21 protein-coding genes are annotated in these 26,023 nt (G+C 58.6%); 11 read left to right on the top strand and 10 right to left on the bottom strand.

The genetic code is table 11. The features are described 5' to 3' along the window. Nucleotides 1-16: 16 nt before the first annotated feature. Both AC54XV_RS09080 and AC54XV_RS09075 read right to left on the bottom strand, forming a co-directional pair. Nucleotides 17-5,245, bottom strand: a complete 5,229-nt coding sequence (locus AC54XV_RS09080; RefSeq protein WP_496718398.1) for a dermonecrotic toxin domain-containing protein — start codon at nucleotides 5,243-5,245, stop codon at nucleotides 17-19. Between the two features lie 146 nt (nucleotides 5,246-5,391). Beyond that, entirely contained in the window at nucleotides 5,392-5,961 is a 570-nt protein-coding gene (locus AC54XV_RS09075; protein WP_024650809.1) for an NADPH-dependent FMN reductase, read from the bottom strand. 210 nt (nucleotides 5,962-6,171) lie between these two features. Between AC54XV_RS09075 and AC54XV_RS09070 the strand changes: the two genes are divergently transcribed. After that, nucleotides 6,172-6,387, top strand: coding sequence for a hypothetical protein (locus AC54XV_RS09070; RefSeq protein WP_003404447.1), 216 nt, complete (start codon nucleotides 6,172-6,174; stop codon nucleotides 6,385-6,387). A 45-nt stretch (nucleotides 6,388-6,432) separates the two neighbouring features. On the opposite strand, the gene AC54XV_RS09065 is transcribed toward AC54XV_RS09070, so the two are convergent. The 4 genes from AC54XV_RS09065 to AC54XV_RS09050 form a co-directional block, all read right to left on the bottom strand. Further along, nucleotides 6,433-6,987, bottom strand: a complete 555-nt coding sequence (locus tag AC54XV_RS09065) for a GNAT family N-acetyltransferase (protein ID WP_058399096.1) — start codon at nucleotides 6,985-6,987, stop codon at nucleotides 6,433-6,435. 20 nt (nucleotides 6,988-7,007) lie between these two features. Next, nucleotides 7,008-7,787: a DNA polymerase III subunit epsilon gene (dnaQ, locus tag AC54XV_RS09060; protein WP_003368580.1), complete on the bottom strand. Its 780-nt coding sequence runs from the start codon at nucleotides 7,785-7,787 to the stop codon at nucleotides 7,008-7,010. A 65-nt stretch (nucleotides 7,788-7,852) separates the two neighbouring features. Next, the gene (gene rnhA, locus AC54XV_RS09055; protein WP_003368579.1) at nucleotides 7,853-8,305 is read right to left on the bottom strand and encodes a ribonuclease HI; all 453 of its coding nucleotides are present in this window, start codon (nucleotides 8,303-8,305) and stop codon (nucleotides 7,853-7,855) included. A 46-nt stretch (nucleotides 8,306-8,351) separates the two neighbouring features. Then, nucleotides 8,352-9,113 (bottom strand): methyltransferase domain-containing protein, encoded by a 762-nt coding sequence (locus AC54XV_RS09050; protein WP_003404449.1) that lies wholly within the window; start codon nucleotides 9,111-9,113, stop codon nucleotides 8,352-8,354. 81 nt (nucleotides 9,114-9,194) lie between these two features. On the opposite strand from AC54XV_RS09050, the gene gloB reads away from it, so the two are divergent. The 8 genes from gloB to fabI all read left to right on the top strand — a co-directional run bounded on the left by gloB (nucleotide 9,195) and on the right by fabI (nucleotide 20,020). Continuing rightward, entirely contained in the window at nucleotides 9,195-9,974 is a 780-nt protein-coding gene (gene gloB / locus AC54XV_RS09045; protein WP_496718394.1) for a hydroxyacylglutathione hydrolase, read from the top strand. Nucleotides 9,975-10,073: 99 nt separating this feature from the next. Next, the gene (locus tag AC54XV_RS09040; RefSeq protein WP_011267223.1) at nucleotides 10,074-11,678 is read left to right on the top strand and encodes a lytic transglycosylase domain-containing protein; all 1,605 of its coding nucleotides are present in this window, start codon (nucleotides 10,074-10,076) and stop codon (nucleotides 11,676-11,678) included. A gap of 137 nt (nucleotides 11,679-11,815) precedes the next feature. After that, nucleotides 11,816-13,645, top strand: coding sequence for an extracellular solute-binding protein (locus AC54XV_RS09035; RefSeq protein ID WP_011267222.1), 1,830 nt, complete (start codon nucleotides 11,816-11,818; stop codon nucleotides 13,643-13,645). Beyond that, complete coding sequence (locus AC54XV_RS09030; RefSeq protein ID WP_058399093.1) at nucleotides 13,642-15,498, top strand: extracellular solute-binding protein; 1,857 nt, start codon at nucleotides 13,642-13,644, stop codon at nucleotides 15,496-15,498. Before AC54XV_RS09035 ends, AC54XV_RS09030 begins: the two co-directional genes overlap by 4 nt. Nucleotides 15,499-15,500: 2 nt before the next feature. Then, nucleotides 15,501-16,574, top strand: a complete 1,074-nt coding sequence (locus AC54XV_RS09025) for a microcin C ABC transporter permease YejB (RefSeq protein ID WP_002552742.1) — start codon at nucleotides 15,501-15,503, stop codon at nucleotides 16,572-16,574. Nucleotide 16,575: 1 nt separating this feature from the next. Continuing rightward, nucleotides 16,576-17,595, top strand: coding sequence for an ABC transporter permease (locus AC54XV_RS09020; protein WP_003315267.1), 1,020 nt, complete (start codon nucleotides 16,576-16,578; stop codon nucleotides 17,593-17,595). 1 nt (nucleotide 17,596) lies between these two features. Next, nucleotides 17,597-19,207 carry an ABC transporter ATP-binding protein gene (locus AC54XV_RS09015; RefSeq protein WP_011267220.1) on the top strand — a complete coding sequence of 537 codons (1,611 nt, stop codon included), beginning with the start codon at nucleotides 17,597-17,599 and terminating at the stop codon, nucleotides 19,205-19,207. An 18-nt stretch (nucleotides 19,208-19,225) separates the two neighbouring features. Further along, on the top strand, nucleotides 19,226-20,020 hold the full coding sequence (gene fabI, locus AC54XV_RS09010; protein WP_003368564.1) for an enoyl-ACP reductase FabI: 795 nt from the start codon (nucleotides 19,226-19,228) through the stop codon (nucleotides 20,018-20,020). Nucleotides 20,021-20,225: 205 nt separating this feature from the next. Here fabI and AC54XV_RS09005 read toward each other — a convergent pair whose 3' ends face one another. After that, nucleotides 20,226-20,552, bottom strand: coding sequence for a nuclear transport factor 2 family protein (locus AC54XV_RS09005; RefSeq protein ID WP_058399092.1), 327 nt, complete (start codon nucleotides 20,550-20,552; stop codon nucleotides 20,226-20,228). An 89-nt stretch (nucleotides 20,553-20,641) separates the two neighbouring features. On the opposite strand from AC54XV_RS09005, the gene AC54XV_RS09000 reads away from it, so the two are divergent. Further along, nucleotides 20,642-20,971 carry a winged helix-turn-helix transcriptional regulator gene (locus AC54XV_RS09000; RefSeq protein WP_024639684.1) on the top strand — a complete coding sequence of 110 codons (330 nt, stop codon included), beginning with the start codon at nucleotides 20,642-20,644 and terminating at the stop codon, nucleotides 20,969-20,971. 103 nt (nucleotides 20,972-21,074) lie between these two features. Here AC54XV_RS09000 and AC54XV_RS08995 read toward each other — a convergent pair whose 3' ends face one another. Then, a complete protein-coding gene (locus AC54XV_RS08995) occupies nucleotides 21,075-22,958 on the bottom strand; it encodes a SurA N-terminal domain-containing protein (RefSeq protein WP_024639685.1) in 1,884 nt (627 codons plus the stop codon). Nucleotides 22,959-23,039: 81 nt separating this feature from the next. Here AC54XV_RS08995 and AC54XV_RS08990 point away from each other — a divergent pair, with 81 nt between their 5' ends. Further along, on the top strand, nucleotides 23,040-23,171 hold the full coding sequence (locus AC54XV_RS08990) for a hypothetical protein (protein WP_257207138.1): 132 nt from the start codon (nucleotides 23,040-23,042) through the stop codon (nucleotides 23,169-23,171). Here the strand turns inward: AC54XV_RS08990 and AC54XV_RS08985 are convergent. After that, complete coding sequence (locus AC54XV_RS08985; RefSeq protein WP_002552737.1) at nucleotides 23,164-23,436, bottom strand: HU family DNA-binding protein; 273 nt, start codon at nucleotides 23,434-23,436, stop codon at nucleotides 23,164-23,166. The two genes, AC54XV_RS08990 and AC54XV_RS08985, sit on opposite strands and share 8 nt — an antisense overlap. Before the next feature lie 146 nt (nucleotides 23,437-23,582). Further along, the gene (gene lon, locus AC54XV_RS08980) at nucleotides 23,583-25,979 is read right to left on the bottom strand and encodes an endopeptidase La (protein WP_011267216.1); all 2,397 of its coding nucleotides are present in this window, start codon (nucleotides 25,977-25,979) and stop codon (nucleotides 23,583-23,585) included. Between the last annotated feature and the right edge of the window lie 44 nt (nucleotides 25,980-26,023).

Here is a 26,023-nt window from a genome sequence, read left to right as displayed (position 1 = left end):
TCGCCGGAGCATGCCCTCAGCGCCTCACAAAGCGCTCGCGCCCCAGCAATGTCACCAGCAACGCCACGGAATCCGCATTTTTGAGCATGACGTCGGTACGTTTGTGGACGTCCTGGTAAAACACATCACGCGCTTCTTCGAGGGTCTTCTTGCCGCAGATACGCAGAATCGTCTGCTTGCCGTTACCGTCCATTCGCCGCAAATCGCGCCACGTTTCTTCATCCAGTTGTTTGAACAGCTTGTCGCGGTCAGTCTGGTAGGACAGGGTTTTCTGCTGCTGGGTAATCAGTTCATTCCTGATGCGCAATCGATACGTCGGGGTATCCTCGATCAGGTCAACGAACGGGGCCTGAGAGTCGACATAGGCAATGTCGTCGGTCTTGAGCACCATATGCGATAACTCGTGAATCAGAATGGCAGCGCGATAATGCGGAGCATGCTTGAATTCACCTGAGCGAATGGCGCTGAGCTTGAAACGGTAAGTAGGTACACGAAAGAACTGTTCAGTCAGGAACACCCGCCTCAACGGATCCGCCTCGAAGATGAATGCGCTGGAGGCCTCATTGCCCATCCGGTTGATACCCACCACATAACGCTGAGAGTCGATGGGCGACATCGAAGGGTTCATCAATTCCTGATAAATATCGGTAATTGTCTTTTTAGTGACGTCGTACAATCGGTCGTCCGGATTCTTCTGACCAAAGAAATCGGCGATGATTTTTTCCGTGCGTGGTTCGACTGCTTTGGCGGATACGGGTATCGCCAGGTTGGCCAGGCTGTTTTCCAGATAGTACTGCGCCTGCTTGTGCGCGTCCTCGATGGCCAGGGCCATTTCCCGGTATGAGTGGCGGATCTCGGACATCCCCCGGGCGTTTACAACCATTATGTCGTCAACCAGGTCGTCGACAAGGCTGCCCTCCATACGCGTCAGCGCGCCCCCTCCGCCCCTCAGCCCGCCCTGGATATCAAGCTTCCATTGCTGGTCCGCATCAAGACTGACCGGGGGCCCTACCATGGTTCCCGAGACGATGAACCAGCCGTTAGCATCAGACTTCAATTCGTAGATCTTGCCACCAATGGCTGCATACTCTCTATTTGGGAGCGGATCGTGGTAGGTACTCAACAACTCATCTCTTTGCAGCGTGTTCAAGGCAACATCATGCACTTCGAATTGGCGCAGCCGCTCTCGTATCTGCTGGGTCAGTGAGCTGTTGCTCCAGGAAAACTCGGGCACATCGGCGTCGTCATCCAGCTGTACAAGCGGGTCAGACAGGACAGCTTCCTCCGCTGTCATGTTGACCTCGTCAACCGCCCGTGACGGGAATGCCGAGGGCGCCTGTCCAGAAGAAATCATCACACTCAGAGCAGCCATGAACTCCGAAAAAGCCTTGCCCCAGCTCTGATCCCCGGCCGAGATGACCGACATATTCAGCAGCGTCTGCCCCTGGATAATGCCGATCAACGCACCCACCCTCCCCGGCATGAGCGCCATGACTTGCTCGGCGCCCAGCGTGAACAGGTAGCGGGACGTAGCACGGTGCTGTTCGGCATTGGTAACGCTGTGCTGTTGCACCTGTAATTTCAGGATATCGAGGGCGCCCCTGAACATCAGCAGCAGACAGTTTCCCTCATACGGGTCGATTTGCAGGGTGACCGGTGCAGGTGTTTCAAAAGGAAAATCAAACGAAGACTCTGCACTGAAAGGCAGGTGCGGCTCCATAAAGCCACCGTTGTCGTAGAGCTTGCGCACATCGGGATCAACACGATCCAGAATGTATTGTTGAAGAAACGCAGAGGTGTGTATGTCATGCAACAGCGCGGCCCGATCCGGGTATTCCTTGAAAACGAAATCTTCATGCAGCGGCGCGTAAAGCACCCACGGTCCCGGCTGGTTGTCCATCGGCCCCATCAGATACGTATTCAGTACGACAGTCGGCTCCCAGCCCTCTTTGGCAGGGAGCAATTGCAAGGGGCTCAGCACCACTTTGCAGCCGTTGACAGGAAGTCGCGCGAGGGCATCAGGCATGCTCAGCACATTTTCAATCACTTGGTAGGCTTGCTCGCTGAGCTCATTTTTAAGCCGGAGCGCAAACGCTTGCAGAATATCGAGAGAGGGGACCTGTTCGACGAACAGCCTGCGTCGCTCCGGATAATCCGCAGCCGTCACGGCCAGCCGCGAGTCCAGCAGGCTCCGGTAACCTGCGGCAATGTCCAGCGACTTCACCAGCTCACGCACATAAGCCGGCGTCAGCGACGCGTTCAGCGGCTGATCATCTCGTGACGAGAGAAGAATGACGCCGTCCTGCCTGGACAGGAAACGGTTGATGGCAAACTCCGCCAGGTTTTCACTGACTGCGTCCGTGGCCGCCGGTATCGATTGAGGCGTCTGCCCCGGCGCGACTGGAGCGGGAACAAAATGCTTCAGGGTAACCCGGATGTTTTCAGGATCCGGACGAGGCTCGGTGAAATCGGTCTGGAACCTGAGTCTCAGTTGTTCACAGGAGTATTCGTAGAGGCTGGGAATATCAAACAGAAAGTCTTTCTTTCCGGCACAGGTCACATAGAAACGCCGCAGGGCATCAATCAGCATAACCTGATCGGCCCTGGACGCTTCGCGGACCCATGAGGGCACGATGGCTTTGTAGATGATGAACTGAATGGCGACGCCCAGATGGCTGAGGTTCTGGCGATTTCGGTCATCCCGCTCCCCTGCCCCCAACAGGTTGACAAACAGTTCTGACGGCACACGCCAGGTCACGGCCTGCTGATAAAGTTCTGCCATCGTGCGCCGCTGACGCTCTATCTCGTCGTGTTGCAAGGCCTCGATGAAATGCCCTTCGATGCGCTGCAATACGACCTTGAGGGTGAGAGCACCCTTCCGGGCACGATAGTCGAGCAACGTCTGCCGGTCAGGCTCGGCAAGAACGCCGGGCAAGTGCGATCCCAGTTCTTTGCCGGTAAACCGCTCAGCAACATACTGTTCCAGTACCTGCAGGGTTTCGAAACATATGAGCCCCTTGTTCACTATCCACAGAGCGGGCTTGTTGCCGGGCAACCTGTTATTGATCACGAATGCATTGGGCACTTTGATCGCGGCTGATTGCGGGTCGTACTCGACCGAGACGGTAAAAGCATCGACACGCGCCTCGCCCAGCGCAGCCCTGTGCGCTGGTAACGGTCTGTCCAGTACTTGCTGGACGTTCGCGATGACCGAATCAGGAAGCGTAGCGATGCGTTTTTCAACCAGCAGTTCCAGACGCAGCGAGTACTCCCGAATCAGACCGCACATCACGTCGGGCCGTAATCGGGTATCCAGATGACGTATCGAGCGTGAATAGAATTCGCTTATCTGCTCGTTGAAGCGGCGAGGGAAATCCAGCTGGACGCAGGACAGAATCTGCTCGATCAATGCCAAGGGCAAACGTTGCACCGGTTGATCCATAACCGGCTTCAGCAGCCCGGCAAGAACCACGCCGCCTGACAGCGGTGCCGGTGCATAACCGCAAACGCGGTCAAGCGCCAACGAAAGCAGGCGCACGGGCGGCGCATCGATGGCATCCGGTAACACCCAGAGCATCCATGCATCAAGATGCGGGCCGCCAATCACTGCCAGATAGCGGTTCAGCGCAAGACGCATGCAGCTGTCCACGCCCGTATGCAGGGCATCAACGCGCTCAAGCATCCAGTCGAGCTTTTTCAGTTTGCTGACCCAGTTATAGGACGGCTCGGGAATGAGGCTCGGCTGCACACTGGTGGTCTGCACAGAGACACCCCAGGCCTGATCAAAGGTCAGACGTTCCGAGCGCCAGCGTCCTGAGTCGTGCAGATTCAGCAATCGGCCGTCCAGCAGCCCCCGAATATCCAGCGCATCATCAACCCGGACGGGAATTTTTGCCGCATCGATCGCCGGCAACGCCAGCGCGTAACGAAGATTGCGCTTTTGCAGGGCGATGAGCGACCCGACGAAATCACTGAAAAACTCTGTGGCGAGCGTATCCTGACGCACCTCCACGGGTCCTTGCATCCGAATGGAAACATGATCGTCCAGCGAAGAATAAAACAGCATTCCGTTACGTGAAGGGTCGCTCAGGACGTGCTCGATGGCGTTGGCCGAATCGCTGAAGCGCAGCAAACCCGATAACGAGGAATAAAGGTATACACCCGCCAGTTCGTCCGCCGGGAACTCGATCAGGGCCACACCGACCAGCTTGACCGGCTCCTGCCCCGCCACAGACACCGACAACCGTCGGACCCTGATCGATTGTGCATCGATCGCTTCAGGGGATGAAGGCAACAGGGTGAGCAAATGGCGGTACTCCGCGTCCGTCATCGCGCCATGTGCCCGGCTCGACAGCAGGTGCTGACGAAAGCACTCTGCCAAGGCGCGAGTGGCGAAGTCCTTCACGGTCCGGCCGTCGGGCCTTAGGGACGTCCAGTAGTCAACCAGCAATTGCTCGTAGGCAGCGCTGACTGCGGAAACCGAGTCAGACAATGCTTGCTCGAAGAGCGTTGACTGGGCCTGGGACAGGATATCCCCCCTGGCATCCAGAAACTGCCGCGTCAGACCTGTCGGAATCAACTCGCCGATGAAGACCTGCACAGCGGCATCGATCAGGTATTGGGTGCCCACGACCGATGGCAGTCCCGGATCGGCAGCAGGGGACATTTCCAGGATCTGCACGATCTGAGTGAAGACGTCGATGCCGTCTCCCAACCCACGCGCCAACAGAACCGCCTGCAAAGCCTTGCCACAGGCTGAATACAGATCAGGCAAGTCCTGTAACAGTGTCCACAGGTCTTCCAGGTACCGGGCTTGCTGGCGTATCACCGCAAGACTGCGCGCTTCGAACAACGCCTCTTCGACACGATCGGCTTCGACAATCGACATGTCGCTGACCTCGGCCAACCGCTGCTGCAATCCGGCGAGTAGCAAACTACGGCTAGCAAATCGCTCGATACCGAACGCCAATGTACTCAGAAAAACAGGAGCGTCAGCGTTATCGGGATCACTGATGAACAATGCTCCGGCCAGCTCGGCATTGCCTGCGGAGCCGTCTTCAATTGTCAGCCTGTCGACTCTCGGGAAGGTCGTGCCGGTATCTGCTGAAGTGTCTGTAGCGACCAGTAACCTTAGCCACCGTCCTTCGTCGCTGGTAATTCGAGCCTCATCCGTTGCGTACTGGATGTCCTGTGTAAATCTGCTCCGCAGAGCCTCACTGAAGAAATACGGCAGTGCTGCTGGCATGTACTGTTTCCCTTGGATAACTCCTCGTAGCGCATTGCGCGTGAGCGCATGGCAGAGGAAAAAAGGAAACAGCTTATTGAGGTAGCGCGAAGCGCCTGCGTTAGATAAAGCAATTTATCCGCAGACGCGCTTCGTCAGCGTCAGCGTCAGTTGGCGGAGACTTTGCCGTTCTTTTCGACCCAGGCGGCAAAGGCATCGATGAACTTCTGCAGGAAAGGCCTGGTTTTATCGGACAATGCGCCGGACTCGTCGAAAAAGCTCCCGGCACCGCCCAGGTAGGCTTCGGGCTGCTGGAGACACAGCACGTCCAGAAATACCAGCGACTGGCGCAGGTGATGGTTGGCACCAAAGCCACCGACAGCACCCGGCGAGGCACTGATCACTGCGCCCGGCTTGCCGCTGAAGGCACTTTTGCCGTAGGGACGCGAGCCCACATCAATGGCGTTCTTCAGGGCACCGGGCACCGAGCGGTTGTATTCCGGGGTGACAAACAGCACGCCGTCGGCAGCACCCAGCTGCTCGCGAAAGGTGGTGTATGCAGGCGGCGGTGAATCGCCGTCGATGTCCTCGTTGTACAACGGCAAGTCACCGATCTCGACGAGATTCAGTTTCAGACTGGCAGGTGCCAGTTCTGCCAGAGCAAGAGCGATCTTGCGGTTGATGGAGTCTTTTCGCAGACTGCCGACCAATACGGCAATGGTATGAACCTGGCTCATGAAAATATCCGTCATCTGATTCAAGGGAAGGTTAGGTATAGAACAGAAGCCCGGTTTAGACGACCTTTGCGCCGGTCAATTCCCTACGCGCTGGAACAGCAGGGATTATTTTTTCCCCCAAAGGCAAACTCACCTATAGATCAGTGGTCTACTAGCCTCGATGGATTCGTAAACCAGCAGTTATATTCAGTTTCAGAGGTTACAGAGCAAATGGCTTCAGTTCTCGTCGGACAATTTCATGCCAGGGACGCCGAAGGTCGCGTTTATCCGGTTCATGAGTTCCAGGAATCGCAGCCGGATGAGGCGCAGAGCGGGCAACCGGTGATCACCTACAGGCTGGCAATCGGCGACCGGGTCAAGCATCTGGGTGGTGAGGACTTCGAGCTGGTGCAATCGGGCATAAAAATTACCCGCACCCCCACGTAATACCGGCAGCATTCCCGCTTTGGCTGCACGGCCAGCGGGAAGCTGTTAATCCGAAAAGATCAGATACCAGAAAATCGCCGTTTCACGAGTGCTCGGATCGATGCCGCGATAGCGCATGTGATCCACCCCGCCGACCACGTACCCGCAACTCTCGTACAGCCTGCAGGCTCCCAGATTATTGTTCTGGGTTTCCAGAACGATGCCCGGCAGATCGCGCTTGCGAGTCCAGAATTGTGCGGCGTCGAGCAATGAACGTGCGACGCCATGACGGCGCGCCGACTCGTCTACCGCCAGTTCATCGATGTAGGCGAAGCCGCTCCAGTGAGTGCTCATCACGATATGGCCGACGGGGTGGTCATCCAGCCAGGCAACCATCACCGAACTGGTGGCGGCGTCACGATGATCGGCGAACTCCTGAGAGTCGATGCCGTAATTCTTGCTGTGCGGCTCGACCAACTCGACCGGCCATGAATCCACGGGCTCGCCGATGCGCGGTTGGGCGTAGCCAAGCACTGTAAACGTGAATTCGCTATTGAGGATGTAGTCCTCGAAGCATTCGTCTGCAACCCGAATGCTCAAAGCAGGATGTGCCACGTTCAGTCCACCTTTGCCGCTTGCTGTCAGGAAGATGCCTGCGCTCCGGCTTCCAGCATCTGTACCCAGAGCGGAGGAGCACCGCAAGCCTTGGCGATGGTGCTCATACGCACTTCGTGCTCGGCCAGTTCACTTTCAGAAGCGCGAATGATGCGGCAAGGCTTGCGATCGGCCGGCAGGCGGCGAATTTCGCTGCCACGGTTGCCGGAGCCTTCGCCCGAACCATTGCCATCGGAAGCATTGCCGGCCAGCGACAGGCTGGTCTGCCCGCCGGTCATCGCCAGGTAGACGTCAGCCAGAATCTCGGAGTCGAGCAATGCGCCGTGCAACTCACGGCCCGAGTTGTCGACGCCATAGCGCTTGCACAGTGCATCCAGGCTGTTGCGCTGACCCGGGTGGCGCTCTCGCGCCATCATCAGGGTATCGAGAATCGAACAGTGCTGGGTGATATCAGCCCTGTCCTGCGAACCCATCAAGGCAAATTCGTTGTTGATGAAGCCAACGTCGAACGCTGCGTTGTGAATGATCAGCTGCGCGCCCTTGATGAACTCGAAGAATTCATCGGCGACTTCGGCAAACCGCGGCTTGCCGACCAGAAATTCGTTGGTGATACCGTGAACACCGATCGCGCCTTCGTCACTTTCGCGATCGGGTTGCAGGTAAACGTGAAAATGCCGCCCGGTCAGGCGGCGACCGATCAACTCGACACAACCGATCTCGATGATGCGGTGACCATCCGTCACCGGCATACCGGTGGTTTCGGTATCGAGGACGATCGATCTGTTATCCAGGTTTTGCAATGCCATTGACTGTTGCCTCATGTACAGGCCGCGATTCTAGCACGCAGCGGCCGTTGCGAGCCCGTGCGCGTCTAGCCGTGCCGGATGCCGCGCACTTCGTCGACGCCACGGTTGGCGAGCTGGTCGGCACGCTCGTTGCCAGGGTGGCCGATGTGCCCACGCACCCACTGCCATTTCACCGTGTGGCGACTGACCTGTTCATCCAGAAGCTGCCACAGGTCGGCATTTTTGACCGGCTCCTTGGCAGCGGTTTTCCAGCCGCGCTTCTTCCAGTTGACCATCCACTCGGTAATGCCTTTCATCACGTACTGAGAGTCGGTCACCAGCGTCACTTCGCAGGGGCGCTTGAGTTCTTCAAGCCCGCGAATCGCACCGGTCAGTTCCATCCGGTTGTTGGTGGTATTGGCTTCGCCACCCCACAACTCTTTTTCGACGCCCTTGCACACCAGCAGGGCTCCCCACCCGCCCGGGCCAGGATTACCCTTGCAGGCACCGTCGGTGAAGAGTTCAACGCTATCGCTCATTACGACCTTTCCAGAATGATGGGCTTCATTTGCGGCATGGCATTGCTCAAGCCTGATCCTGAGTATTGCGGCTGACCTTGGCCATCGGCATGGGAATCAGCTTGCCGATCGGGTCACGGCGCACTTGGCGCAAAGGCCTGAGGCCTACCACCAGTTTGCGCGCCACCAGTACATAGAAGCCGCCACCGGGGCTCTGACGTCCCTCGCCAAGGCGTTCAAGCCCTGCAAGACGCGACTGCCATGCTGCTGAAGCAAGGGGCGGACGATAGCATCCGAAGCGTCGTTTCTCCAGCGCGAAGCCCAGCAGATTCAGCCAGTCAGCGACCCGCGAGGATGAAATGCAGCGTGCCTTGCGCAGCGCATCCCGGGCGAATACATGGCGTATGCCCCAGGTGCTCCAGGGGTTGATACCGATAATCAGCAAGTGCCCGCCCGGTCGCACGCTGCTGGCCGCTTCGCGCAGCAGGCCGTGGGGCGACAGGCAGAAATCCAGGCCGTGTTGCAGTACCACGACATCGGCCGCGTGCTCACTCAATGGCCACGCCTGTTCTTCACAGACGATCTCGACACCCGGCAATGGCGCACCAAGGCGTACATTGCGCTGCACCTGGGGAGCCACCGGCGGGCTTTGCGCCGACGGGCCGTAATGCACCAGATAGCCACCGAAATACCGCCCCAGTTCTTCGTCGAGAATGCGCCGCTCCTCTTCGAGCAGAAGCTGCCCGAGCGGCCCGGAAAGCCATTCGCGGGCAGCGCGGATCAATGCAAGCCACTCAGGATCAGCCTGAGCGAACGCTTCATCGGTCATGAGTTCTCCTCCAGAGGTGCTCGCATACAGCGGCAACAGACTCTAAGATGCACCATTGTCCGCCGCTATGCGAACTGCGCCATGATACAGATCCACGCCCTTCCTGCTTTCAATGACAACTACATATGGTTGTTACAAGACCTTTCGAGCCAGCAGTGCGCTGTCGTCGATCCGGGCGACGCGAAGCCGGTGCTGGGCTGGCTGGCGCAGAATCCCGACTACCGGCTGACCGATATCCTGATCACGCACCACCACAATGATCATGTGGGCGGTGTTGCGGAACTCCAGCAGTCGACCGCGGCGCGGGTGCTGGGCCCAGCGGCCGAGACCATACCGGCGCGCGATATCGCGCTGGTCGACAATGACCGGCTGACCGTGCTGGGCCTGGAATTTGTGGTGCATGCGGTTCCAGGCCACACGCTGGGGCATATCGCGTTTTATCATGAGGACGCCACGACGCCCCTGCTGTTCAGCGGCGACACGCTGTTTGCCGCCGGCTGTGGACGGCTGTTCGAGGGCACGCCACAACAGATGCACGATTCTCTCGGCCGCCTGTCCGAACTGCCGGACAGCACACTGATCTACTGCGCTCACGAATACACGCTGAGCAACCTGCGCTTTGCCCAGGCCGTCGAGCCCGCCAATGTCGATATTGCCGAACGCCTGGCCGAAGTGACGCGCTGGCGCAGCGAAAATCGCATCAGTCTTCCTTCGAATATGGCACTGGAAAAACGCACCAACCCCTTCCTGCGTACCGGGGAAACATCCGTTAAAGAAAAAGCGGACGAACGGAGCGACGCGCAAAACACCTCGCAGAGTGCGGTCTTTGCCAGCTTGAGGGCCTGGAAAGATAAGTTCTGACCCGACCCTAAAACCGCAATAAAATTCTGAAAGGTTGACCGACGGCAGGCTGCTTCCTAGAATCGCCCGACATTTTCGTCTGGATGTACCCCCCGAACAATGTCGTCATCTACCAGCAAGCCTTCACATTCGGACGCATTGACTCGGTTGGCTCAGGCCATGGCCGTCACCGCGAGTGCCCTTCTGGCCGGTTGCCAGAGCACCGCCAGCGTCGACCCGGCCAGTAATCATCGCGCGCCTAACCTGGCCGCCGGAATCAAGCAAAAACCGATTTTTCTGTCACACAAGCCTGCCACCCCTCTCGCACCTCCACAGGATGTCTGGGAGCGCATGCGTCAGGGCTTTCAACTGCAACAAGGCAACGATCAGAACCCCCGCATCGATCAACAGCGCCTGTGGTTCGCCAACAACCCGTCCTTTCTGGAAAACGCTGGCGAGCGCGGCAGCCTGTACATGCACTACATCGTCGAGCGCCTTGAAGAACGCAACATGCCGCTGGAACTGGCCCTGCTTCCGGTTATCGAAAGCGCCTACAACCCGATGGCCGTTTCACGCAGCCAGGCGGTCGGCCTCTGGCAGTTCATCCCGTCGACCGGGCGTTACTTCAACCTGCGCCAGACCAGCTTTTATGACGGACGTCGCGACATCCAGGCCTCGACTGTTGCGGCACTGGATTACCTGACCCGCCTGCACGACATGTTCAACGGTGACTGGCTGCTGGCCCTGGCAGCCTACAATGCCGGCGAAGGCACGGTGAGCCGCGCCATCGAGCGCAATGACAAGCTCAACCTGCCGACCGACTACTGGAACCTGCCGCTGCCGCAGGAAACCCGCGATTACGTGCCCAAGCTGCTGGCCCTGTCCCAAGTTGTATTGTCGCCGGAAGCTTATGGCGTCAATCTGAACCCGATCGCCAACCAGCCTTACTTCGAAGTCGTCGAGCTCAACAAGCGTGTCGACCTGTCCAAAGTGGCCAGCGCCGCCGACATCGACGAAGACGAGCTTATCCAGCTCAACCCCGCCTACAAGAAGCGCCTGACCGTCGATGGCCCCCAGCACCTGCTGGTGCCCACCTCCAAGGCGCAACTGCTGACGGCCAGCCTGCTGACCATGAAACAGGAAGAGCTCGTCGCCTGGCAGCCTTACCGGGTGCGCAAGGGCGACACTCTGGAAAGCCTGGCCAGTCGTTATCAGGTCACGGTCAGCTCGCTCAAGGGCAATAACAAGCTGTCCGGCAACCGCCTGAAGGTCGGTCAGTCGCTGAGCATACCGGTCAAGCCGGGCATGCAGAATTCACAGCCTGTGTTCGAAGCGCTGGCCAGCAACGACAAGCCGTCACGTACCCGCAGCTACAAAGTGCGCAGCGGTGACAACCTGACCAACATCGCGCAAGCCAACAAGGTTGACGTCGAAGACTTGCAACGCTGGAACAAGCTGACCGGCAAGAAGCTCAAGGTCGGCCAGACGCTGGTCATGCAGGACACCAGCAAACCTGCCGGTAAAGCCGCCAGCAAGGCGGTCGCCAGCACCAGCGCCAAGGATGGCGAAAAGAAATCCATGCAGTACAAGATCCAGAAAGGTGACTCGATGTACCTGGTCGCCAAGCGCTTCAACGTCGAGATGCAACATCTCAAGCGCTGGAATCCACGTAGCGGGCAGGCCCTCAAACCCGGCCAGACCCTGACCGTTTACCTGCCACATTGATGAGCTCGGCCACTTGCCCTTCGATAACCTTGGGGCGGGTGGCCGATGCAGCCCCGGCAACGCCATCACCTGCAGTCTTTTTCCAGCTGGAACAAGCTGTTACTGTTAGCGACCCGAAAGCCCAAGCCGCCTGGATCGTGATACGTCCCTTCCTGCTAACCCTCAGCCTGGCCTTGAGCTTCTGCGCCAACGCAGCCATCACTGAAAGTCATGGTTACGCGCAGTTTGGTGTTCTCAAGTACCCGGCCAGCTTCACTCATTTCGACTGGGTCAATCCCGAGGCGCCGAAAGGTGGCACCCTGAGAATGATGGCCTTCGGCACGTTCGACACGCTCAACCCCTACACATTCAAGGGCAGCAGCCCGGTCTCGACCGGCAACTTCCTGCAATATGGCGTCAACGAGCTGAATGAACCGCTGATGGTCGGCACGGGCCAGTACGACCCGTCCGGCGATGAGCCGACCTCCAGTTACGGGCTGATCGCCCAGTCCGTGGAATACAGCGAGGACCGCAGCTGGGTGGTGTTCAACCTGCGCCCACAGGCGCGCTTCCATGACGGCAAGCCCATCACCGCCTACGACGTGGCGTTTTCCTACCGGACACTGCTCAAGGACGGTCACCCTCAATACCGCACCGCCCTGCAGGAAGTGCAGCGCGTCGACATCCTCAATCGTCATCGCATCCGCTTTGTCTTCAAGCGCTCCGGCAACCCGCTGCTGATCCTGCGCCTGGGCGAACTGCCAGTGTTGCCGCAGCATTACTGGAAAGACAGGGATTTCAAGGCGACCACCTTCGAGCCGCCGCTGGGCAGTGGTCCCTACCGCATCACCCGCGTGCAGCCGGGTCGGCAACTGGTGTTCGAGCGGGTCAAGGATTACTGGGGCAAGGACTTGCCGGTCAACCGCGGCAAATACAATTTCGACCGCGTCGAGGTCGAGTTCTACCGCGACAGCGACGTGGCGTTCGAAGCGTTCAAGGCGGGTGAATTCGACATCTACATCGAGCATCAGGCCAAGAACTGGGCCAATGGCTATGACTTCCCTGCAGTCGCCAACGGTCAGGTGATCAAGGCGCAGATTCCGCACCGCATACCGACCCAGACCCAGGGCCTGTTCATGAACACGCGGCGCGCCGCCTTCGCCGACATCCGCGTGCGCGAAGCCCTGGGGCTGCTGTTCAATTTCGAATGGACCAACCGCACGCTGTTCAGCGACGCCTATGACCGCTCGACCAGTTACTACCCCAACAGCGAATTTTCCGCGACGGGCCTGCCGACCGGGGCTGAATGGCTGCTCCTGGCGCCCTACCGTGATCAGTTGCCTGCCAGCCTGTTCACCCAGCCGTTCGCCCCGTCGAAAACCGATGGCGGCGGGATCCCGCGCGAGACCTTGCGCAAGGCCCTGAAGCTGCTTGCCGAGGCAGGCTGGACGCTCTCGGACAAGGGTTTGCTCAATGCCGACAAGCAACCTTTGCGCTTCGAGATCCTGCTGGTCAATCCCAACCTGGAACGCATTCTGCAACCCTACATCGAAGACCTGCGCCGCCTGGGAATCAATGCAGGACTGCGTACCGTCGACCGCGCCCAATACAAGCAACGCCTGGACCGTTTCGATTTCGACATGATTCTGATGACCCTGCAACAGACCCTGAGCCCCGGTCTGGAGCAGTGGCAATACTTCCATTCCAGTCAGGCCGCGATCAACGGCAGCAAGAACTACGCGGGTATCGCCAACCCCGTGGTCGATGCCCTGCTGAACAAACTGCTGGCTGCGCAGACCCGCGACGATCAGGTCGCCGCGGCGCGGGCGCTGGACCGCGTACTGCTGTCTCAGCACTACAGCATTCCCAACTGGTATCTGAACAATCATCGGCTTGCCTATCGCAACCGATTCGCCATGGTCACTACCCCGCCCTATACCCTGGGGCTGCGTGCGTGGTGGCTCAAGACTCTGGAGAAGCCCCGATGAACCCTCTGCACTCCCTGCGCTCGCAGGCAGCCGGCCTGCTGCTGGCCAGCCTCGCCTGCACGGTACAGGCTGCGCCTCAGCATGGCGTGACGCTGTACGACGAAGCGCCGAAATACCCGGCTGATTTCAAGCATTTCGACTACGTGAACCCGGATGCCCCCAAGGGCGGCACGCTGCGCCAGGCAGGCTTCGGCGGTTTCGACAGTCTCAACCCGTTCATCAACAAGGGCGTACCGGCAGACGACATTGGTCTGATCTACGACACCCTGGCCCGCGCTAGCCTGGACGAACCCTTCAGTGAATACGGGCTGGTTGCCGGCAAAATCGAGAAAGCGCCGGACAACAGCTGGGTGCGCTTCTACCTGCGGCCTGAAGCACGCTTCCATGACGGCCACCCGATCCGCGCCGACGATGTCGAATTCAGCTTCAAGACCCTGATGGAGCATGGCTCGCCCATGTACAAGGGCTACTACGCCGACGTCGATCAGGTCGTCGTCGAAGACCCGCTGCGGGTGCTGTTCAAATTCAAGCACAAGGGCAGCCGCGAAATGCCGCTGATTCTTGGCCAGTTGCCCGTGCTGCCCAAGCACTTCTGGGCCGACCGCGACTTCAGCAAAGGCAACCTGGACTTCCCGCTGGGCAGCGGGCCGTACAAGGTGGTCGATGTAAAAGCCGGGCGCTCGGTGAGTTATGAGCGGGTCAAGGATTACTGGGCAAAGGATTTGCCGATCAACAAGGGTTTCTACAACTTCGATGTACTGACCACCGACTACTACCGCGACAACACAGTAGCGCTGGAGGCCGGCAAGGCCGGGCAGTTCGACTACTGGATAGAGACCAGCGCCAAGAACTGGGCGACCGCCTACAACACCCCGGCAGTTCGCGATGGCAGGCTGGTCAAGGAAGAGCTGCCCAACGGTAACCCGACCGGTATGCAGGGGTTCGTTTTCAACTTGCGCAAACCGGTATTCCAGGACGCGCGGGTGCGCGAAGCGCTGACCTTGCTGCTGGATTTCGAGTGGACCAACAAACAGCTTTTCAACGGTGCCTACAGCCGTACCAAAAGTTATTTCGACAACTCGGAAATGGCCTCAAGCGGCCTGCCCTCTGCCGAGGAACTGAAAATCCTCGAACCGCTGCGCGGCAAGATTCCGGATCGGGTATTCACCGAGGCTTTTCAGTTACCGGTTAACGACGGCAGCGGCATGATTCGCCCACAACAACGTCGGGCATTCCAGCTGTTGCAGGAAGCGGGCTGGAAGATCGTCGACGACAAGATGGTCGACGCGCAGGGCAGCCCGGTAAAACTGGAGTTTCTGATCGCCCAGACCGAGTTCGAGCGCATTCTGCTGCCTTACAAGCGCAACCTGAGTGACCTGGGTATTGAACTGGTGATCCGCCGGGCCGACGTGTCGCAATACATCAACCGCCTGCGCTCGCGGGACTACGACATGATCGTCACGGGCTATCCGCAGTCCAGCTCGCCCGGTAACGAACAGCGCGTGTACTTCGACTCCTCCAGCGCCGACAACCCGGGCAGCCGCAACTTCATGGGCCTCAAGGACCCTGCGGTGGACTCTCTCGTCAACGGCCTGATCAACGCCGACTCACGGCAAAGCCTGATCACCCATACCAAGGCGCTGGACCGCGTGCTGCTGTGGGGCTTTTACGTCGTCCCGAACTGGCACATCAAGACCTGGCGGGTGGCTTACTGGAATCACCTCGACCATCCCAAGGCCGAAGCGCTTTCCGATATCGGCCTGATGACCTGGTGGGCCAAGCCGGATGTCAAACCGGTGACCGCGACCCCGTCAGCCCCTGATCAGGCCAAGCCTGCGAACGCGGAGCAATAAACATGCTGGCTTATATTCTGCGACGGCTGCTGCTGATCATCCCTACCCTGCTGGGCATCCTGATCATCAACTTCGTCATCATTCAGGCCGCCCCCGGTGGCCCGGTCGAACAGATGATCGCCAAGATCGAAGGCTTCGATGGCGCCACCAGCCGGATTGCCGGAGGCGGCGCCGAAGTATCGGTGGCAGGCTCCAACTACCGCGGCGCGCAAGGCCTGGACCCGGCACTGATCAAGGAAATCGAACGCATGTACGGTTTCGACAAGTCGGCGCCGGAACGTCTGTGGATCATGATCAAGAACTACGCCACGCTGGATTTCGGCGACAGCTTCTTTCGTGATGCCAAGGTCATCGACCTGATTGTCGAGAAGATGCCGGTGTCCATTTCCCTCGGGTTGTGGAGCACCCTGATCATGTACCTGGTGTCGATCCCGCTGGGGATTGCCAAGGCCACCCGCCACGGCAGCCAGTTCGACGTATGGACCAGTTCGGCGATCATTGTCGGCTATGCCATCCCGGCGTTCCTGTTCGCCATTCTGCTGATCGTGGTGTTTGCCGGGGGCAGTTACTTCAACTGGTTCCCGCTGCGTGGGCTGACCTCCAACAACTACGACGAACTGAGCACGCTGGGCAAGGTATTCGATTACTTCTGGCATCTGGTATTGCCGGTCACCGCGCTGGTGATCGGCAACTTTGCCACCATGACGCTGCTGACCAAGAACAGCTTTCTCGACGAAATCAGCAAGCAATACGTGACCACGGCCAAAGCCAAGGGTCTGAGCAACCACAAGGTGCTCTACGGCCATGTGTTTCGCAACGCCATGCTGCTGGTCATCGCTGGCTTCCCGTCGGCGTTCATCGGCATCTTCTTCACCGGCTCGCTGCTGGTGGAAGTGATCTTTTCGCTGGACGGCCTGGGCCTGATGAGCTTTGAAGCCGCGATCAACCGCGACTATCCGGTGGTGTTCGGCACGCTGTTCATCTTCACCCTGCTGGGGCTGGTGGTGAAGCTGATCGGCGATATCACCTACACCCTCGTAGACCCGCGCATCGACTTCGAAAGCAGGAAGCATTGATATGAAGCTGTCTCCTCTCAATCGCCGTCGCTTCGAACGCTTCAAGGCCAACAGGCGTGGCTGGTGGTCATTGTGGCTGTTCCTGATTCTGTTCGGTCTGAGCCTGGGCGCCGAACTGATCGCCAACGACAAACCACTGGCCGTGCGTTATGACGGCAGCTGGTACTTCCCGGTATTCGAGCGTTACCCGGAAACCACCTTCGGTGGCGAATTCCCGCTGGAGGCCAACTACAAGAGCCCGTACATCAAGGAACTGCTCGCCGCGAAGGATGGCTGGACCCTGTGGGCGCCCATCCCGTTCAGCTACCAGAGCATCAACTACGACCTGAAAGTCCCTGCACCGGCGCCACCCTCCCGGGAAAACCTGCTGGGTACCGATGACCAGGGCCGTGACGTGCTGGCACGGGTGATCTACGGTTTCAGGATTTCGGTACTGTTCGCCCTGACCCTGACCATCCTCAGCTCGATCATCGGCGTCATCGCCGGTGCCTTGCAGGGCTTCTATGGCGGCTGGGTCGACCTGCTGGGCCAGCGCTTCCTCGAGGTCTGGTCCGGCCTGCCGGTACTGTATCTGCTGATCATCCTCGCCAGCTTCGTACAACCCAACTTCTGGTGGTTGCTGGGCATCATGCTGCTGTTTTCCTGGATGAGCCTGGTGGACGTGGTACGCGCCGAGTTCCTGCGTGGCCGCAATCTGGAATACGTAAGGGCCGCGCGGGCGCTGGGCATGGAAAACGGCGCGATCATGTTCCGCCATATCCTGCCCAACGCCATGGTGTCGACCATGACCTTCCTGCCGTTCATTCTCACCGGGGCCATCGGCACCCTGACGGCGCTGGACTTTCTGGGCTTCGGCCTGCCCGCCGGCTCACCGTCACTGGGCGAGCTGGTAGCGCAGGGCAAATCCAACCTGCAGGCGCCCTGGCTGGGCATCAGCGCCTTCGCTGTACTGGCCATCATGCTGAGCCTGCTGGTGTTCATCGGCGAGTCCGCCCGCGATGCTTTCGACCCAAGGAAATAAGATGAACAATGACAATCTGATCGAAATCCGCGATCTGGCGGTCGAGTTCGTGACGGGCGACTCGCGGCAACGCGTGGTCGAGAACATCAGCTTCGATATTCGTCGCGGTGAAACGCTTGCGCTGGTCGGCGAAAGCGGTTCGGGCAAGTCCGTCACCGCGCACTCGATCCTGCGCCTGCTGCCCTACCCCATCGCCAGCCACCCGAGCGGCACGATTCACTACGCGGGTGAGGACCTGCTGAAAGTGGAAGAGAAAAAACTGCGCACGATCCGTGGCAACCGGATCGCCATGATCTTCCAGGAGCCGATGACCTCGCTCAATCCGCTGCATTCGGTGGAAAAACAGATCAACGAGGTGCTGGGCCTGCACAAGGGCCTGACCGGCAAGGCGGCCACCGAGCGCACGCTGGAGCTGCTCGATCTGGTCGGCATCCCTGAGCCGCACAAACGCCTCAAAGCATTGCCACACGAGCTGTCAGGCGGCCAGCGGCAGCGGGTCATGATCGCCATGGCCCTGGCCAACGAACCTGAGCTGCTGATTGCCGATGAGCCGACCACCGCGCTGGATGTGACGGTACAGCTGAAAATCCTCGAATTGCTCAAGCAGTTGCAGGCTCGCCTGGGCATGGCACTGCTGCTGATCAGCCACGATCTGAACGTCGTAAGGCAAATAGCCAACCGAGTATGTGTCATGCAGCGCGGTTGCATCGTCGAACAGGCATCGTGCGAAGAATTGTTCCGTTCGCCGCAACATCCTTACACCAAAGTGCTGCTCAGCGCCGAGCCCAGCGGCGGTCCTTCGACCAACCCCGCAGGTGCTCCGCTGCTTGAAATCGAGGACCTGAAAGTCTGGTTCCCGATCAAAAAAGGCCTGCTCAAGCGCACCGTCGACCACGTCAAAGCGGTGGACGGCATACGTTTCAGCCTGCCGCAAGGGCAAACACTGGGTATTGTGGGTGAAAGCGGGTCGGGCAAATCGACGCTGGGCCTGGCGATTCTTCGACTGATCGGCAGTCAGGGCACCATACGGTTCAAGGGCAACGCGCTAGAATCCCTGTCGCAACAGCAGATCCGTCCGCTGCGCAGGCAGATGCAAGTGGTTTTCCAGGACCCGTTTGGCAGTTTGAGCCCGCGCATGTCAGTGGCTGAAATCGTTGGCGAAGGCTTGCGAATCCACGGCATGGGTACGCCCGCCGAACAGCAGACGGCGATCATCGAAGCACTCAGGGAGGTTGGTCTGGACCCGGATACCCGGCACCGCTACCCTCACGAGTTCTCCGGTGGCCAGCGCCAGCGGATCGCCATTGCACGTGCGCTGGTCTTGAAGCCGGCGCTGATTTTGCTGGACGAGCCGACCTCGGCCCTCGACCGGACCGTACAGCGTCAGGTCGTCGAGCTGCTTCGCTCGCTGCAAACCAAGTACAACCTGACGTATTTGTTTATCAGCCATGACCTGGCTGTCGTCAAAGCGCTGAGCCACCAGTTGATGGTGGTCAAGCAAGGCCAAGTGGTCGAACAGGGTGCAGCGCAGGATATCTTCGCCGCACCGCAACATCCTTATACACAGCAGCTGCTGGAGGCCGCCTTCTTGGCGCCGGTAGCTGTCGATTAACCTGAAGAGGAACAACACATGGGTTTTCTCGCCGGTAAGCGCGTCCTGATCGTCGGTGTCGCCAGTAAACTGTCCATCGCATCCGGTATTGCCGCCGCCATGCATCGTGAAGGCGCAGAGCTTGCCTTCACCTACCAGAACGACAAACTCAAGGGTCGTGTCGAAGAGTTCGCCGCAGGCTGGGGCTCGGGCCCTGAGCTGTGCTTCCCTTGCGACGTGGCCAGCGACGAAGAGATCAACAAGGTCTTCGAAGAGCTGAGCAAGAAGTGGGACGGCCTGGACGTGATCGTTCACTCGGTGGGCTTCGCGCCTGGCGACCAGCTCGATGGCGACTTCACCGAAGCCACCACGCGCGAAGGTTTCCGCATCGCTCATGACATCAGCGCCTACAGCTTCGTGGCCCTGGCCAAGGCCGGTCGCGAGATGATGAAAGGCCGTAACGGCAGCCTGCTGACCCTGTCGTACCTGGGCGCAGAGCGCACTATGCCCAACTACAACGTCATGGGCATGGCCAAGGCCAGCCTGGAAGCCGGCGTTCGTTACCTGGCCGGCAGCCTCGGCCCGGAAGGTACTCGCGTCAATGCTGTATCGGCCGGCCCGATCCGCACTCTGGCCGCGTCAGGCATCAAGAACTTCCGCAAGATGCTGGCTGCCAACGAAGCGCAGACCCCTCTGCGCCGCAACGTCACCATCGACGAAGTCGGCAACGCCGGCGCGTTCCTGTGCTCCGACCTGGCGTCGGGCATCAGCGGTGAAATCATGTACGTCGACGGCGGCTTCAACACCACCGCGATGGGCAGCATGGACGAGTAATACGGTAAACGCCGCTCCTCGCGAGCGGCACTTTCCCGGACTTAAAAAGAAGGCCGCTCAATGAGCGGCCTTTTTGTTGTCCTGAATTATCCGACTGCTTCGCCTTGCCCTTTCACGCGTTGGCAAAAATGGATGAAACTCCACATCAGCTATGAAAATGCCCTTTCGCTGATCCGCGATATCGCTGGAACCTCTGCTGTGATCATTAACCGATTTCCAGTGCACTGATCAGTCCGTCAGTCACTGCGAAGCTGAACCTCACCACGGCAGGGCTTCCAGGAAATGTTCCGCTAAGCCTTACCTTCACGATAACCAGTCCATCGCTTTCCAGGCTCTCGACAGGCTCGACGGTATATTGATATTTGTGTTTCGCCGCTCGCTTCCACGCCTTGATCGCTTCAATCCCGCAGACCGTCACTCCCTCATCAGTGACGCGGGCGTCATGGGTGAACAGGTCCTCCAGCACGTTCACGGCTGTGCCTGCTTCGCTGGCAAAATATGCTTCAATGACCTGGTACCGAGTGATATTCATCGAGATGCCTCATTATCAAATGACGAGACACTCATGATCATCGCCAAGGGGTAACCCCACAAGAACGCACGAAAAAGTAAGTGACAGCAATGAGCCATCGAACGTTGTATACACCGGACTCTGCTGCCGAAGACGTCAACAGCGTACTCGCGCTGTTGCGCGGCAGGTGGAAACTGGTGATTTTGTTCCACCTGTTCGACGGGAAGATTCAGCGCTTTTCAGATCTCGAACGCCGAGTGACAGGCATATCGCAAAAAATGCTCGCTCAACAATTACGTAGCCTGGAAAGCGATGGGTTGGTCATTCGAACCCTCCACGACTTCAAGCCCCCTCAGGTTGATTATCGCCTTACGCCATGGGGACAACGGCTTTGTCCAGTGCTGGACAGCATGCTTGGATGGTCAGAGTCTCGTGAGTGAATACGAGTCATGACTTACCCTGACGCAGGTACGTAACTGGCCCACCGCCATCCAAAAAAAAGGCCGCTCAATGAGCGGCCTTCTTTGTTTGCGCGTTTCGAGATTAGAACTTCTCGATCTTCGCCTTGCTTTCCAACTGTGCACGGTACGCCGCGAAATCCTGTTGCCCCTCACGCGAGGAGAGGAAGCGACGGTATTGCGCCTTCTCGGCGTCAGTCGGTGCAGCCGCCTGATTGACGCCATTGAGACGGACGATCACGAAGCTGCCATCCGAAGCAGTGATGCTGGCGAATTCCGGCTTGTCCTTACCTGTCGGCTTGGGCATGCGGAACAGCGTCTGCAGCACTTGAGGGTCAACCCCTTCCTGACTGCGAGTGACCGCTTCCATCACCTTCCAGTCACGACCTTCCTGCTTGGCCGCCAACGGGATCTTGCCGTCACGCAGGCCGGCCAGCAGCGCCTCGCCCTTGGCCTTGGCAGCGGCCGAAGCATGTTCCTTGACCAGTTGAGCGCGAATCGAGCTGGCGACGCTCTCAAGTGGCAACTGCTGCGGCTGCAGGTGCTCTTTGGAGCGCACCACCACAACAGTTTCCGGATCCAGCTCCAGCGTGTTGCTGTTGGCGCCTTCTTCCAGCACTTCAGGGCTGAATGCCGCCTGGATGACCGCACGGTTGGCCGTCAGGCCTTCGCCGCCTTCACGACCGAACGGTGCAGTGGTCTGAACCTTCAGGCCCAGGTCCTGTGCCGGCTGGGACAGGTCGGACGATTCGAACGCCGAGTCTTCCAGTTGCTTGGTCACTTCGACAAACTTCTGCTCGACCAGTTGCGATTTCAAATCGTTGGTCAGCTTGCCTTTCAGACTGGCAAAGCTCGGCACCGAAGGTGCTTCAACGCCCAGCAGCTTGATCAGGTGCCAGCCGAAGTCGGTGCGCACCGGCTGCGAAACCTGGTCCTTGTTCAAGGCATACAGCGCCTCTTCGAAAGCCGGGTCATAGACACCCTTGCCTGCGTAGCCCAGATCACCGCCCTTGTTCGACGAACCAGGGTCCTGCGAGTATTCCTTGGCCAGTGCCGCGAAATCCTCACCCTTGGCCAGACGCTGTTGAATTTCTTCAATCTTCGCCTTGGCCTGCTCGTCATTCAGCTTGTCGTTCACTTCGATCAGGATGTGTGCCGCACGACGCTGTTCGGACAGATTGGCGATTTCCTTCTGATAAGCCGCCTGCAAGTCCTCGTCCTTGACCTGCACCTTGTCGAAGAAGGACGACTTCTTCAATTCGATGTAGTCGAGTACGACCTGCTCAGGGCTCATGAACTCCTTGGCATGCTCGTCGTAGTGAGCCTTGACTTCGTCATCGGTCACTTTGACCGCCGAGGTATCGGCAGGCAGGGTCAGCGAAGCGAAATCACGGGTCTGCTTTTCGAGGCGTGCAAAGGCTTCAACCTGTGCGTCGGTTACAAAGGCGCTACCGGCAACACCAGCACGCACCTGACCGATGAGCATTTCCTGACCCAGCATCTGGCGGAACTGCAGACGGCTGTAGCCTAGCTGGCGAATCACCTGATCGAAACGGTCTGCGTTGAATTTGCCATCCACCTGAAACTCAGGCGTCTGCAAAAGCTGCTGATCCAGTGCCGCGTCGGAAAACGAGAACTTGGCATCCGCCGCGCCTTGCAGCAGCAGCTTGCGGTCGATCAGGCCTTTGAGGGCTGATTCGCGCAACAGTTTCTCATCCAGCATGGCCGGATCGAAATCCTTGCCCAGCTGTTGCGAGAGCTGTTGAGCCAACTGACGGCGCTGCATGTCCACGGCCTGGCTCAACTCATTCTGAGAGATGTCCTCGCCGTTGACTTCAGCTGCGTTCTGTTTGTTGCTGGTAGCGGTAAACATCGCTTCGATGCCGGTGAAGGCCATCAAGGCGATGATGAGTCCGATAATTGTCTTGGCAATCCAGCCTTGTGAATTGTCCCTGATGTTCTGCAGCATTGCGTCCCCCAAAACGGTTGTACTGACTAACCAACCGCGGAGCGTGGGTAGAAAGCGGATAGAAGAAAGGCGCATCCGAGGATGCGCCTTCTCGTAACTGACGAAGCGGTAGGGCTCGAACCCCTCGGTGTCGCAACCGAATGCACCACCGCTCCGCTACTGGATCAGGACAGGCCCGATCCAGCGGGCAAAGGCATCGAGAGGCTTAGTTGACAGCTTCTTTAAGGGCTTTACCGGCTTTGAAACCTGGTTTCTTGGCAGCAGCGATTTCCAGCGTCTTGCCAGTCTGAGGGTTGCGACCGATGCGAGCGGGACGATCAGTCACGGAGAACGTACCAAAGCCAACCAAAACAACCGAGTCGCCAGCCTTCAGAGCGCCAGTGACGGATTCGATCACTGCGTCCAGCGCACGGCCAGCAGCAGCTTTCGGGATATCAGCAGATGCAGCGATAGCATCAATCAGTTCCGACTTGTTCACTCTAAGTCCCCTTATCTCTATATTGAGTATGTTTCTAAGTTTTAGGTGTTAAGCAAAACGAGCGCTGGAAGGCTTGCCGGTGATTGCTTTAAAGAGCCGCTTTATAACAAGGGCTCCAAAAAGCTGTCAAGGAAGCCTGCCCAGACTTAATGCGTGCTAATTCTGTCCTTAGAGTCAGACTCGCGCTTTTCTTCCTTGGCGACCAGATCTGTAGCCACGTCCGGCAAAGGCTCCGGCGCGTATTGCAGCGCAATTTGCAGGACTTCGTCAATCCATTTAACGGGCTTGATCTGCAGATCCTGCTTGATATTGTCAGGAATCTCCTTCAAATCACGCACGTTTTCTTCTGGAATGATCACCGTCTTGATTCCACCACGGTGTGCGGCCAGAAGTTTTTCCTTCAAACCACCAATCGCCAGCACTTGACCACGCAGGGTAATTTCGCCCGTCATTGCCACATCTGCCCGCACCGGAATCTGTGTAAGCGCCGAGACAAGTGCAGTGCACATGCCCACGCCAGCACTCGGCCCATCCTTCGGCGTAGCACCTTCCGGCATGTGGATATGCGTGTCGTGCTTCTCGTGGAAATCAGCTGGAATGCCCAGGCTGCGCGCACGGCTGCGAACCACGGTCTGGGCTGCGGTAATGGATTCGACCATCACATCACCCAGCGAACCGGTCTTGATCAACTGGCCCTTACCCGATACGACAGCCGCTTCGATGGTCAGCAATTCACCGCCCACCTGGGTCCACGCCAGACCGGTCACCTGACCAATCTGATCCTGCTGCTCTGCCAGCCCGTAGCGGAACTTGCGCACGCCCAGGAAGTGCTCGAGCATGTCGGCCGTGACCTGCACCGCAAAACGTTTTTCCATCGCGTGCTCTTTGACCGCCTTGCGGCAGACCTTGGCAATCTGACGCTCAAGCCCGCGCACGCCCGCTTCACGGGTGTAGTAACGAATGATGTCGCGGATCGCTTCCTCGTCAAAGCTGATCTCGCCTTTCTTCAAGCCATTGGCCTGAATCTGCTTGGGCGAGAGGTATTTGACCGCGATGTTGATCTTTTCGTCTTCGGTGTAGCCCGGCAGGCGAATGACTTCCATCCGGTCCAGCAACGCTGGCGGAATGTTCATCGAGTTCGACGTGCAGAGGAACATCACGTCCGAAAGATCGTAGTCGACCTCAAGGTAGTGATCGTTGAAATTGTGGTTCTGCTCGGGATCAAGCACCTCGAGCAACGCCGACGCCGGGTCGCCACGCATGTCGCTGCCCATCTTGTCGATTTCGTCAAGCAGGAACAGCGGGTTGCGAACGCCCACCTTTGTCATCTTTTGTATCAATCTTCCTGGCATCGAACCGATGTAAGTCCGGCGGTGACCACGAATTTCAGCCTCGTCACGCACGCCACCGAGTGCCATACGCACGAATTTGCGATTGGTCGCGTTGGCGATGGACTCGGCCAGGGAGGTTTTACCCACCCCCGGCGGACCTACCAGACACAGCACAGGGCCGCGAATCTTCTTCACGCGCTTCTGCACGGCGAGGTATTCGAGGATGCGTTCCTTGACCTCGTCCAGACCATAGTGGTCGGCATCGAGAATCGCTTCGGCACGCGCAAGGTCCAGACGTACTTTGCTCTGCGCCTTCCACGGCACCTGAACCAGCCAGTCGATGTAGGAGCGCACCACGGTCGCTTCAGCCGACATCGGCGACATTTGCTTGAGCTTGTTCAGCTCGGCATTCGCCTTGGTCAGAGCATCCTTGGGCAGGCCCGCAGCGTCGATACGCTTTTTCAGCTCTTCGATTTCGTTGTGGCCTTCGTCGCCATCGCCGAGCTCCTTCTGAATGGCCTTCATCTGCTCATTCAGGTAGTACTCGCGCTGGCTGCGCTCCATTTGCTTTTTCACACGACCGCGAATGCGCTTTTCGACCTGCAGCAGGTCGATTTCGGCATCCAGCAAGGCCAGCACGTGCTCGACACGGGCTGACAGGTCGATAATCTCGAGGATTTCCTGCTTCTGCTCGATTTTGAGCGCCATGTGCGCAGCCATGGTGTCAACCAGGCGACCCGGCTCATCGATGCTGTTAAGCGACGACAGGACCTCTGCGGGGACTTTCTTGCCCAGTTGCACGTACTGCTCGAACTGAGCCAGCAGGCTGCGCACGAAGACTTCGGATTCACGGTCCGGCGCATCGATTTCTTCGATCAGCGCGACGTCTGCGCGGTAGTGGCCATCGACTTCGATGAAACGCTCTACCGAACCGCGCTGCTCGCCTTCGACCAGCACCTTGACGGTGCCATCGGGCAGCTTGAGCAATTGCAATACGGTGGCGATGGTGCCGACGCTGTACAGAGCCTTTTCATCAGGATCGTCGTCAGCCGGGTTTCTTTGCGCGAGCAGCAGGATCTGCTTGTCGCCTGTCATTGCCGCTTCAAGGGCTTCGATAGACTTCTCGCGCCCCACGAACAGCGGGATCACCATGTGCGGATAAACCACGACATCACGCAATGGCAAGAGAGGCAATTCAATAGTGGTCTTCATGATTTCGCCTCTACGGCGGCCAATTGGCCGGGACAGATGGAATT

Source organism: Pseudomonas fragariae (ex Marin et al. 2024), assembly GCF_059621105.1.
This window is presented reverse-complemented; position numbering and strand designations above follow the sequence as displayed.